Source organism: Pseudomonas sp. FP603 (assembly GCF_030687415.1).
Classification (GTDB): Bacteria; Pseudomonadota; Gammaproteobacteria; order Pseudomonadales; family Pseudomonadaceae; genus Aquipseudomonas; species Aquipseudomonas wuhanensis.
Genome location: NZ_CP117431.1, coordinates 5,566,389 through 5,578,294, shown reverse-complemented (window position 1 = coordinate 5,578,294; position 11,906 = coordinate 5,566,389). Strand labels below are relative to the sequence as shown.

The following is an 11,906-nucleotide window of genomic DNA, read 5'->3' as shown; positions in this document are numbered from 1 at the left end:
TTCTTCCAAGAAGTCCGGGTCTGGTAACAGGAGTGGTGGATGGGTCAGGCAAGTAGTCAGGCGGCGGGTGCCGAGCATTCGGCGGCGAAGCCGATCGGCATGCTGGTCGCGGCGGTCGGGGTGGTTTATGGCGATATCGGCACGAGCCCGTTGTATACCCTCAAAGAAGTGTTTTCCGGTGGCTATGGCGTGCCCGTCAACCATGACGGCGTGCTGGGCATTCTGGCGCTGATCTTCTGGTCGCTGATCTGGGTCGTCTCAATCAAATACATGATGTTCGTGCTGCGTGCCGACAACCAGGGCGAAGGCGGGATCATGGCCTTGACCGCCCTGGCCCGACGGGCAGCGGCGGGGCATCCAAAATTGCGTACGTTGCTGGTGGTCTGCGGGCTGATCGGCGCGGCGCTGTTCTATGGCGACAGCATGATCACGCCGGCGATTTCCGTTCTCTCGGCGATTGAAGGCCTGGGGCTGGCATTCGAGGGTATCGACCATTGGGTGGTGCCGCTGTCGTCGATCGTGCTGGTGGCGTTGTTCCTGATTCAGCGCCACGGTACGGCGCGGATCGGCATTCTGTTCGGGCCGATCATGGTCACCTGGTTTCTGGTGCTGGGCGCACTGGGTGTGTATGGCATCAGCCAGCATCCGGAAGTGTTGCAGGCGATAAACCCGGTGTGGGGCGTACGCTTCTTCATGGTCCATCCGGGCATGGGGATCGCGATTCTGGGCGCTGTGGTGCTGGCATTGACTGGTGCCGAGGCGCTGTACGCCGACATGGGCCACTTCGGTCGCAAGCCGATCGCCCGTGCCTGGTTCATTCTGGTGCTGCCGGCGCTGGTGCTGAACTACTTCGGGCAAGGTGCGTTGCTGCTCGGTGATCCGGAAGCCGCCCGTAACCCGTTCTATTTGTTGGCTCCAAGCTGGGCGTTGATTCCGTTGGTGGGATTGTCGACGATGGCCACGGTAATTGCCTCGCAAGCGGTCATCTCCGGTGCGTTCTCCCTGACTCGTCAGGCGATCCAGCTCGGCTACATTCCGCGCATGCACATCCAGCACACGTCCAGTGCCGAGCAAGGCCAGATCTATATCGGCGCGGTGAACTGGGCGCTGATGGTTGGCGTGATCCTGCTGGTGCTGGGCTTCGAATCCTCCGGCGCGTTGGCCTCGGCCTATGGCGTGGCGGTGACCGGGACCATGCTGATGACCACCATCCTGGTGTCGGCGGTGATGTTGCTGTTGTGGAAATGGCCACCGGTTCTTGCTGTTCCGGTGTTGCTCGGCTTCCTGTTGGTGGATGGTCTTTACTTCGCCGCCAACGTGCCGAAAATCATTCAGGGCGGTGCGTTCCCGGTGATCGCCGGTATCGCGTTGTTCGTGTTGATGACCACCTGGAAACGCGGCAAGCAACTGCTGGTGGATCGCCTGGACGAGGGTGGGCTGCCGCTGCCGATCTTCATCAGCAGTATCCGCGTGCAACCGCCGCATCGGGTCCAGGGCACCGCCGTGTTCCTGACCGCCCGCCCGGACGCCGTGCCCCACGCGCTGTTGCACAACCTGCTGCATAACCAGGTGCTGCACGAGCAAGTAGTGTTGCTGACAGTCGTGTACGAAGACATCCCGCGCGTCCCGCCACAACGGCGTTTCGACGTCGATTCCTACGGTGAAGGGTTCTTCCGGGTGATCCTGCACTTCGGCTTCACCGACGAGCCGGACGTGCCTGAGGCCTTGAAACTGTGCCATCTGGATGACCTGAATTTCAGCCCGATGCGCACGACCTACTTCCTCAGCCGCGAGACGGTCATCGCCTCCAAACTCGAAGGCATGGCCCGCTGGCGCGAGGCGTTGTTCGCCTTCATGTTGAAGAATGCCAACGGCAACCTGCGGTTCTTCAATTTGCCGCTGAACCGGGTGATTGAGTTGGGTACGCAAGTCGAGATGTAAGCCCCATGAAAAAGCCCCCGTTGCCGTGAAGGTAGCGGGGGCTTTTTATTGACTGCCATTTGATCCCAATCCCCGAATCCAACGAAGAACCCTGTGGGAGCGGGCTTGCCCGCGATGACGGCAGCAGATCCAACATTGATGTGGCAGACATACCGCTATCGCGGGCAAGCCCGCTCCCACAGGTATTTGAGTGTCTGCTGGAACGTGGTTTTTCCGTCCCTGTGTCTTTACTGGCTTTCAGGCAGCTCTTCTTCAGATTCGGTCTTTGTCCGGGCAGGTCGCGGCGTCAGCACCTTCACCACATCATCAATCACTGCCTTGGACATAGCCGTCAAGTAATGCGCGGCCCAAGCGTGGCGGTCGGTGTCTTTTGCGTAGGCTGCATCCTCGGTAAATGATTTGACGAGGAACAGCAGGTCGGAGGCTTGTGACAATGCATCAACGATGGGGACGCCGGCGCGGACGTTGAACAACGCTTGATCCGAGCAGTAGATGAGTGGGGTGAGGCCGATGGTTTTTAGTTCTGATTGATTGTTCATGGTCAACTTCCTTGATTTTGAGAGCTGCCGCATCCGATACCAAGCGAATGGGTGGCAGCTGTGCGCAGGTTGGTAAACCGGGGAATCAAGGAAACCGGCACGCTCGAAAGCGTCCCACGCACAGCTGCCATATTGCAGGATTACAGGCCAAAAAACGCCTGCAATCGTGTCGGGTGCGCTGTTGCGCCTTATTCCACCGGGTTACCAAGCCCGATCGCTGAATGGTCAGCGACGTCCGGAGAGTATCCCGTCGAAGAAAAGCGCAGCAAGGCATCAAAGTGCCCAAACGCACCCAATTGGCAAGATTAGGAGTTTGCCTACAAGGTCTGCGGGCGTCATCTGATATTGCGAGATCTTTTAGTAAACGAAACTAAACATGCCCGGTGAGCTTGAAAAACGCAGCTTGGTAAATTCGCGTTGTTTGCAGCTTGCTGTATGTCGAGTTCGACGCAATGCTCTGCGTGGAGCTGTGTCTTCAAAGTTGCATGATTGTGAAGAGAGATAGGTATGACGGCATCATTAGAGCGTGCTGACCAAGCGATATCGATGCCTGCGATAGTCAGGGGCTTCAGCGCGAGACTCAAGGAGATTTCCAGCCGTGCCACTGAGCGCCTGGTCATTTTCAAAGATAATCGGCCAGCAGCGGTCATCATCAATGTCGATGTGTATCAGGAAATGCTCGACGAGCTTAAGGATCTTCGTGTTGAAGCAGCAGCTGGGGAGCGATTGATTTGTTTTGATCAGGCCAGGGCAGTTAGTCACGACGATATGCGGGCACGGTACGCCAGGAAAGACTAAGAGCTCGCGGGCGGTAGACGCATCCGCATAGGCGATACGCGGATCCTGTGGGAGCGGGCTTGCTCGCGAAGACGGACTAACACTCAACATTGACGTCGACTGACATACCGCTTTCGCGAGCAAGCCCGCTCCCACAGGGGATCTGCGGTGTTCGGTTAAATTGCACTCACATGAAAAAAGCCCCTGCAACCATAAGGCAGCGGGGGCTTTTTTGTGAGCGCGGCTCAGATCACTCCTGAGCCGCCGTCTCTTTCGCTTGACGCTTCTCGATCACATCCACCAATCGCTTTGCCAGCGCCGGGTAGTTCTCATCAAAGTGATGGCCGCCAGGCAGTTTCATCGCTTCGCCCACGGCGGTCTTGTCGGTGCAGCCGCTCTCGTCGACTTCTTCCTCGCCGTAGATGCATACCACTTTTGCAGGCGGCAGCTTGGCCATTTCCGGGCCGGTGGCGGCTTCTTTGCCGGCGTTGCCGAGCCAGCCTTCGACTTCGATTTCGAAGCTGCCGGTGCGGGCGAAGGCCAGCAGGATGATTGCGTCGACGCGCTGCTGTTCCGCTTCCGGCAGGCGGTTGTAGATGGCGGGCAATACGTCGGCGCCGAACGAGTAGCCGGTCAGGATGAAGCGTTTGGTGCCCCATTTCTGACGGTAGTGCTGCATCAGTTCGGTCAGGTCCAGGGCGCTTTGTTCCGGGCTCTTGTGCTGCCAGTAGTAGCGCAGGGTGTCGATGCCGACCACCGGGTAGCCGATCTTCGCCATCTCGCCGGCCACGTCTCGGTCCAGGTCGCGCCAGCCGCCGTCGCCGGAGAGGAACAGGGTGACGGTGTCCTTGGCTTGACCGGCCGGGACTTCGACCACCGGGATCTGCAGGCCGCCAGCGGCTTTATCGCCACCGACGAGGATTTTGCGCAGTTCGTTGTTCAGCACTTGCGGCAGGTTGATGTCGTAGTCGCTGATGCTGGTTTCGGCGTTGGGCTGGTCGCGCACGAAGCCGGCGCTGGTGTCGTCCGGGTTGTCGTTCCAGGCCACTAGCCAGTGACCGTGGGCGGAAGTTTTCGGCAGCAGGTGAGTGCAGCCGGGTTTTTCCAGGGCAAGGTCAACGGAAATGGCCTGGGCCTTGTCGTCCTTCTGCTCCGCCAGCCAGCGCCACGCCAGCACCGCGCCAGGGCCGATGCCGCTGACCAGGGTGGCTGGGCCATTGAGTTGCCTGAGGCCGGCTTGCAGGGCGCGACCTTGCTGGATGCAGTCCTTGGGCAGGATCACCTGGACGATCTGCGCCGAGCCGCTGCGGCTCAGGGTCATCAATTGCTTGTCGCTGAGCTTCTGGTCTTCATTGACCGCCACCAGCACCTGGGCGCGTGGCGTGGTGCCGGGGATGACGCGGGTCATCGCGGCGCCGTCGGCCGGCGTCAGCAGTTCGAGGGTCGGTTCCGGTGCCGGGCGTTTGAGGTACCAGTAACCGCCACCGACCATCAGGGCCAGCACTACCAGTGTGGCCAGTACGTACCGCAGGGAGCGTTGAATCATCAGCGTTTCACCAATCCAGTCAAGCCGCCCGCAATCAGGGCGGCAGTGTCGGCCAGCGCAACTAGCGGATCGAGTCCGGCGGGCACGGCCATATAACGGGGTTCCCAGTCGGGCTGGAACTTGTCTTTGAAGCGGCGCAAACCTTGGAAGTTGTACAGCTGCTCACCACGGCGGAATACCATCGAGCCCAGGCGCTGGGTCAGTGGTGCACCGCGCCGGGGTTGTAACCCCGACAACGGCACCATGCCCAGGCTGAAACGCGCGTATCCATGATTTTTATAATGTTGAATCAAGCCGACCATCATGAACTCCATGGTCAGCTTGGGGGCGTCGGGGTGTGCGCGCATCAGGTCGAGGCTGGCCAGTTCATGGCCGTAGGTCTCGAGCAGGTTGGCGAACGCCACCGGGCGCCCTTCGAAACGAATCACCGCGACGCGGAAGTGCTTGAGGTAGTCATCGCTGAAACGCCCGAGCGAGAAGCCTTTCTCGCGCACATTCTTGCCGCTCAGCCAGGCATCGGAAATCACCTTGAGCTCGTCCATCGGCGCTTGCCCCGGCTCATGGATCTCCAGCGACAGCCCGTCACGGGTGCCACGGTTCCAGGTGTAGCGCAGGTCCTTCATCTCTTTGCCCTTGGCTTCGAGATCAAAGCGGTGCAGATCGACCCGGGCTTCTTCGCCGAGCTTGATCGCGGTCAGGCCGATGTCCATGTAGTACGGAAGGTTTTCGGCACGCACTTGATAAAACACAGGGCGGGCGTGGTGGATATCGCACAGATCGCGGAACTGCCAAATCATTTCCGCCCGTTGCTGGGTCGGGCCGATCGGGTCATACAACGCCACCAGGCTGCGACCACGGCGGGCGTACATCAGAAACGCCTCGTCGTTGGGATGAAACAGCAGCGCCTTGTCACCGGTCAGGGCCAAGCCACCATCCGGTTGGGACGAGGCCATGAGAATCTTTACCGCGCGGTCCAGTTCATCGGGCGTTGGCAGATGGATCACCGGGCGCGCGGTGCGCAGCAGCCAGGTCAGGGACACCACCACCAGCAGGACCGCGGCGCCGAGCAGCGAGCGCAGGCCACGCGGGGCATCGGCGTCGAGGGTGAACTGCCACCAGAGTTGATGGCTGTAGGGAACGTCCTGATAGGCGAACAGCAGCAACCAGATCGACGCGCCCAGTACGCAAAGGCTGGCCACCAGATACAGCGGCGAAAATGGCACTTCGGTCAGGCGACTGGGGCGATAGAACGAGCGCCGGAAAACCCCCAGCAAACTCGCCGTCAGGGTCATCAGGCAAGCCTCTTCCCAGTCGAAGCCTTTAAGCAGAGAGAGCAGGGCGCCGACCAACAACAGAATGGTGGTCAGCATCCACGCAGCTGACAGGCGGCGACGCAGCCCCTGAGCCAGCAACAGGCAGAGCACGCCCACCAGGCTGGCGCCGAAGTGCGAGGCGTCGACCAATCGATGGGGAATCAGAAAACCGATGTGTTCAAGGCGGGTATCGATCTCTGGCGTCACGCCGGAAAACAGCAGCACCACGCCGGACAGGAACACCAGCACCGCCAGAATCGGCGCGGCCATGCCAGAGGCAGCACGCAAGGACTGGCGCGATTGAAACAGGCGCTGGCCTTCGTTGACCAGCAGCAGTACGCACGCCACCAGCAGCGGCAACACCACGTAGATCAGACGGTAGAGCAGCAGGGCGGCGGCCAGTGGCGCGGCACCGAGTTTGTCGGCGAAGGCGGCGAGCAAAATCGCCTCGAACACCCCGACACCGCCCGGCACATGGCTGAGCACGCCAGCGGCCAGGGCCAATAGATAGACCAGCAGGAACGCACCGAAGGGCGGCGCTTCCGGCAGCAACAGATAGAGCACGGTCGCGGCGGCGGCCACGTCCAGGGCGGTGATGACCAGTTGCAGGAACGTCAGGCGGCGACCCGGCAGGCGCAAGGTGCGGCGGCCGACCTTGACCAGCAGGTTGTCGGGGTAAGGCTGTTCCGGCAAGCGACGACGGTAGATGCCGATGGCCAGCACCGTGGAGAGCAGCAGCACGGCCACTGCAATCGCACCCAGCAATGTTTCGGAGAAGCCCAGGGCCACCGAGGCGGCGGGCAGGTTGCTGAGGGTGGCGAGGGCGGCCAGTGGCGGAAGGGCGCAGCCGAGCGAGAGGCTGGCGAACAAGGTCATGTGCGCGACTTCCGAAGCCCCCACACCATGACGTGCATATAAACGGTAGCGAACCGAGCCGCCTGACAGCAGCGAAAGGCCGATGGCATTGCCAATGGCAAATGCGGTGAAGCCGCCCAATGCCAACATTCGCGGTGCCAGCGTCACGCCGGCATAACGGCTGGCCGACCATTCGTAACCCAGCAGAATGACGAAGCCGATGACGGTCGCGCCGAGCGCACCCAGCAAGGCCGGTTTCGGCACGTCCAGAATCGAGTCGTGCAGTGCGTACAGATCGAGTTCGCTCAGCAGGCGACGGCAAGCAATCAGCGCGATGGCGAACAACAGCAAAGTGACCGCCAGACCGATGGGGTGACGGTATTTGCTGATTCGATCCAGCAAGCGCAGACGCTCGGCTTTGATCGGTTGTGTCGCTGTGACGGTGTCTTGTGGATCAGACGAGTTGGCGCGCATCAATCACCTCTTGGATTGTGCGCGACAGGATGGGGGTATCCAGCCAAGTTACCAATCCCTGTAGAAAAAAATAATCACAAATATTAACGCCTCTCACCGGATGGGCGATGGCGCGTCATCAGTCGCAGAGGGTTCCGTCTGCGGTTCAGCCTGCGCTGAACTCACAGTCTGACGACCCCCGAACGGCTCGCTGCACAGTGACAGATCATTGTTGCGAAAGGACTTTTTCAACAGATACAAAAAAGGCCACTCTTTCGAGTAGCCTTTTTTGATGTTTGGTTGCGGGAGCCGGATTTGAACCGACGACCTTCGGGTTATGAGCCCGACGAGCTACCAGACTGCTCCATCCCGCGTCTGTGTGGCGGCATTCTACAGGCGAACGCCGGAGTGTCAACCGTTAATCCCAGTATGGCTCAAATAAGTGTAAAACGAGGGCGAGCGGTGGCAGGGGAGACCTAAGTTTCGGAATCAGAACGATTTCTTGTTTCTGTGCGGTTAGGCAGAAATCGCTGATTTTTTATAAAACAGGCGCGCACAAAAAAGGCCACTCTTTCGAGTAGCCTTTTTTGATGTTTGGTTGCGGGAGCCGGATTTGAACCGACGACCTTCGGGTTATGAGCCCGACGAGCTACCAGACTGCTCCATCCCGCGTCTGTGTGTCGGCATTCTACAGAGGATCGCAGGGCTGTCAACCTTCAATCTCGGTAAAACCTGTTCCTGTTCAAGCGCTTAGGTGAAAAAAGGAGTGGCAAATCGGTCTGAAACGCAGGCAGGGCAAGGCTTTTGGCTCTATCGAGAGGGGGCTTTCGATTGAGAAAATAAATTCATGCGTGCTTTTCCTACATAGGAAAAAGAACATTCAGAGTACTGGTGCTATATACAGGTGTCAGTGAGATACTGCCGGTACGACTCACCCACACATCGTTTCTTCGCCATGAACACTGCTTTTATATGACGCAGCGAAAAATCATCCACGTCGATTGTGACTGTTTCTACGCCGCCATCGAGATGCGTGACGACCCGCGCCTGGCCGGTAAGCCATTGGCGGTGGGCGGCTCGGCCGATCGGCGTGGGGTGATTGCCACCTGTAACTATGAAGCACGGGCTTATGGCGTACGCTCGGCCATGTCTTCCGGACATGCCTTGAAACTCTGTCCGGACCTGACCATCGTCAAACCGCGCATGGATGCCTATCGAGAAGCATCGAAGGAAATTCATACGATCTTTCGTGATTACACCGACCTGATCGAGCCGCTTTCCCTGGATGAGGCCTACCTCGACGTGTCGGACAGCGCGCATTTCGGCGGCAGCGCCACGCGAATCGCCCAGGACATTCGCCGCCGGGTCTCCAATCAGTTGCACATCACTGTGTCGGCTGGTGTGGCGCCGAACAAGTTTCTCGCCAAAATCGCCAGCGACTGGAAGAAGCCTAACGGCTTATTCGTGATCACCCCGGATCAGGTGGAAGACTTTGTCAGTGGTTTGCCAGTGAGCAAGCTGCACGGGGTTGGCAAAGTGACCGCCGACAAGCTGGGCAAGCTCGGCATCGTCGATTGCTCGCATTTGCGTGAATGGGACAAATTGGCACTGGTGCGTGAATTCGGCAGCTTCGGCGAGCGGCTCTGGAGCCTGGCCCGTGGGATCGATGAGCGGTTGGTGCACAACGACAGTCGCCGGCAGTCGATCAGCGTCGAAAACACTTACGACGCGGACCTGCCGGATCTGGTGAGTTGTCTGGATAAATTGCCCGAGTTGCTGGAGTCGCTGAATGGCCGCATGGCGCGGATCGACAGCAGCTATCGACCGGGAAAGCCGTTCGTCAAAGTGAAATTCCATGATTTTACCCAGACTACGTTGGAGCAGGCCGGGGCAGGGCGGGATCTGGGGAGTTATCAGTTGTTGCTGACCCAGGCGTTTAACCGTGGTGGGAAACCGGTGCGGTTATTGGGGATCGGGGTGAGGTTGGAGGATTTGCGGGGCGGGTTTGAGCAGATGGAGTTGTTTGAGCGGTAGTTTTGCAGTGAATGTAATGGCGTCATCGCGGGCAAGCCGGGACTGTCAGAAATTTTGTGTTCGGGCATAACATGTTGAAAAGGAGCATGTATGCCGACCAAAAAGAAACCGGCCTCGGAGGCCAAAACCCAGCTTCCTTCGATTCCGAAGGAGCTGATCGATCAGTTCGTTAAAGGCCCAATGAGCGCCGAGGCGATTCAGGACGCATCCATGGCGTTCAAAAAGGCGCTTATCGAGCGAGCCCTTGGCGCGGAGCTGGGTCACCACCTTGGCTACCCTCAGGGCGCGGAGCGCCCTGAGGAGTCGAGTAACCAGCGCAACGGCAAAAGCAGCAAGACCGTGCTGACCGATGATGGCCCGCTGCGTCTGGACATTCCTCGGGATCGCGATGGCAGCTTCGCGCCAATGCTGATCCCCAAGCATGAGCGTCGGTTCACGGGCTTCGACGACAAAATCATTGCCATGTACGCCCGTGGCATGACCGTCCGAGAGATCCGGGCATTCCTTTCGGAGCAGTACGGGACCGATGTTTCCCATGATTTCATCAGCTCGGTCACTGACGCAGTGTTGGAGGAAGTGACTGCCTGGCAACAACGCCCGCTTGAGCCGATGTATCCGGTGATTTTCTTCGATGCGCTGCGGGTCAAAATCCGTGAGGAAGGACTGGTTCGCAACAAGGCCATCTACCTGGCTCTGGGCGTGCTGCCGGACGGCACCCGAGACATTTTGGGCATCTGGATTGAGACCACTGAGGGGGCCAAGTTCTGGATGAAGGTCTTCAACGACCTCAAGACCCGTGGCGTTGAGGATGTATTGATCGCGGTAACTGACGGCCTTAAAGGCATGCCAGAAGCCTTGAGTGCGGTGTTTCCGACGACGACCTTGCAGACCTGCATCGTGCACCTGATCCGTAACAGTCTTGATTACGCCTCCTGGGACAAGCGCCGCGAGTTGGCCAAAGCCCTCAAGCCGGTTTATCAGGCGCTTAACGTTGAAGCTGCCGAGCAAGCTCTGGACGCATTTGAAACGGGGCCTTGGGGCAAACAATACCCAACAGTCGTAGCCGCTTGGAGACGTGCCTGGGATCGAGTCATCCCGTTTTTTGTCTTCCCGCCTGCCATCCGAAAAGTGATCTACACCACTAACGCCATCGAGAGCATCAATGCTCAGTTGCGCAAGATCATCAAGACAAGAGGCCACTTCCCGACTGATGATGCAGCGACGAAGCTGATCTGGCTGGCACTGCAAAACATCACGGCCAATTGGGGCAGCGCAGCGCACGACTGGAAGAGCGCAATGAATCAGTTTGCGATTCTTTATGGCGATCGATTTACCAGGTCAAACTGGTGAAATGAGGGCTTGCCTTATGGCAGGCCGTTACCGGCCCGCACACAAAAAATCTGACACTCCCGGCAAGCCCGCTCCCACAGGTACTGCATCGTCCTTGTGGGAGCGGGCTTGCTCGCGAAACTTTTAGGCTTTTAATTCGGTCCTGGATCCGCCACCAGTCGCCCGGCATCCTTGGTCAATGACTTGAGGAATTCGGTCTGCAACTCAGGATCGTTGCGGGTCAGTTCGATCAAGCTCTGTTCCAACTCGCTGGCTTCTTCTTCCAGACCCAATTCCGACAGGCGCTTGACCCGGTGTACCCACTGGCTCACTTCGTCATCTTCGAGATCGTCGTAAATCAGCCCGTGAGCTTCGAGCAGCTTGCCGCGCAAGTTGCTGCTGATCGCCAGGGACGAGTCAGTGTGCACATCGTCCTTGTTGTCTTCGACACTGATCTGCAGCTTACCCAGATGATTGAGGTCATGCTCGGCGAACGGGCTATCCAGCAGATTCAGGCGCAACACGCCGTTACGATCGGTGCTCAGATCAAACGTGTTCTTGCCGGCCTTGACCTGCACCGGACGTTCGCTCCATGGCAGGCTCGAATATTCCGTGCGCTTGTCGCGCTGGACTTCGTCGATGCCCGCCAGGTTCTGCTGTGCGCGACCGTGAGACTGCACGTTCATGAACGGGTTGAGCCCGGCGAAACCATAGCCGAGCCAGTCCTTCGTCACGCTGTCCGGCAGATTGCCGAGGGTGAACACGTTGACGACGTTCGCACCGACACCGGCCACCACGGCCACCGCGCCCAGCGGGATCTCGTAGACCTCCCTCCAGGGTTGGTAAGGCGTATAGCGATCATAGCGGCGCGTGACTTCGAACTCGGTGACTTCGAAGGTCTTCTGCTCGTGGATTTTCACCCGACGTTGCGGCAGCTCAAGCACCTTAGGCTCGCCGACATCGATCTGCAGGCTGTGATCGAGCAGTTTGCGCTCGACCCGTTCCTCGTGCTCGCTGCGTTGTGACATCTGATTGGCACAGCCGCTGACCAGCAGCGCGCCGCACAGGGCGGCGCCACCGAGGCCTAAGGTGTTTCGCTTGAACATGACGTCTCTATCT

The 11,906-nt window shown here is 59.1% G+C and carries 8 protein-coding genes and 2 tRNA genes; 4 read left to right on the top strand and 6 right to left on the bottom strand.

The features are described 5' to 3' along the window. The first annotated feature begins 39 nt into the window (after nucleotides 1–39). Nucleotides 40–1,941 carry a potassium transporter Kup gene (locus PSH65_RS25800; RefSeq protein ID WP_305423148.1) on the top strand — a complete coding sequence of 634 codons (1,902 nt, stop codon included), beginning with the start codon at nucleotides 40–42 and terminating at the stop codon, nucleotides 1,939–1,941. Nucleotides 1,942–2,168: 227 nt separating this feature from the next. Here the strand turns inward: PSH65_RS25800 and PSH65_RS25795 are convergent, their stop codons facing one another. Continuing rightward, nucleotides 2,169–2,480, bottom strand: a complete 312-nt coding sequence (locus PSH65_RS25795) for a DUF3077 domain-containing protein (protein WP_305423147.1) — start codon at nucleotides 2,478–2,480, stop codon at nucleotides 2,169–2,171. 507 nt (nucleotides 2,481–2,987) lie between these two features. Between PSH65_RS25795 and PSH65_RS25790 the strand changes: the two genes are divergently transcribed. Then, nucleotides 2,988–3,278 carry a type II toxin-antitoxin system Phd/YefM family antitoxin gene (locus PSH65_RS25790; RefSeq protein WP_305423145.1) on the top strand — a complete coding sequence of 97 codons (291 nt, stop codon included), beginning with the start codon at nucleotides 2,988–2,990 and terminating at the stop codon, nucleotides 3,276–3,278. A gap of 229 nt (nucleotides 3,279–3,507) precedes the next feature. On the opposite strand, the gene PSH65_RS25785 is transcribed toward PSH65_RS25790, so the two are convergent. The 4 genes from PSH65_RS25785 to PSH65_RS25770 all read right to left on the bottom strand — a co-directional run bounded on the left by PSH65_RS25785 (nucleotide 3,508) and on the right by PSH65_RS25770 (nucleotide 8,096). Continuing rightward, the gene (locus tag PSH65_RS25785; RefSeq protein ID WP_305423143.1) at nucleotides 3,508–4,803 is read right to left on the bottom strand and encodes a virulence factor family protein; all 1,296 of its coding nucleotides are present in this window, start codon (nucleotides 4,801–4,803) and stop codon (nucleotides 3,508–3,510) included. After that, the gene (gene mprF / locus PSH65_RS25780) at nucleotides 4,803–7,445 is read right to left on the bottom strand and encodes a bifunctional lysylphosphatidylglycerol flippase/synthetase MprF (protein ID WP_305423142.1); all 2,643 of its coding nucleotides are present in this window, start codon (nucleotides 7,443–7,445) and stop codon (nucleotides 4,803–4,805) included. Before mprF ends, PSH65_RS25785 begins: the two co-directional genes overlap by 1 nt. Nucleotides 7,446–7,721: 276 nt before the next feature. Further along, nucleotides 7,722–7,798 (bottom strand) — tRNA-Met (locus tag PSH65_RS25775). A 221-nt stretch (nucleotides 7,799–8,019) separates the two neighbouring features. Next, nucleotides 8,020–8,096 (bottom strand) — tRNA-Met (locus PSH65_RS25770). 300 nt (nucleotides 8,097–8,396) lie between these two features. Here PSH65_RS25770 and dinB point away from each other — a divergent pair. Both dinB and PSH65_RS25760 read left to right on the top strand, forming a co-directional pair. Continuing rightward, nucleotides 8,397–9,458 carry a DNA polymerase IV gene (gene dinB, locus PSH65_RS25765; RefSeq protein ID WP_305423140.1) on the top strand — a complete coding sequence of 354 codons (1,062 nt, stop codon included), beginning with the start codon at nucleotides 8,397–8,399 and terminating at the stop codon, nucleotides 9,456–9,458. A 90-nt stretch (nucleotides 9,459–9,548) separates the two neighbouring features. Further along, entirely contained in the window at nucleotides 9,549–10,808 is a 1,260-nt protein-coding gene (locus PSH65_RS25760; protein ID WP_305422598.1) for an IS256 family transposase, read from the top strand. A 131-nt stretch (nucleotides 10,809–10,939) separates the two neighbouring features. On the opposite strand, the gene PSH65_RS25755 is transcribed toward PSH65_RS25760, so the two are convergent. Further along, the gene (locus tag PSH65_RS25755; protein ID WP_305423138.1) at nucleotides 10,940–11,893 is read right to left on the bottom strand and encodes a hypothetical protein; all 954 of its coding nucleotides are present in this window, start codon (nucleotides 11,891–11,893) and stop codon (nucleotides 10,940–10,942) included. Between the last annotated feature and the right edge of the window lie 13 nt (nucleotides 11,894–11,906).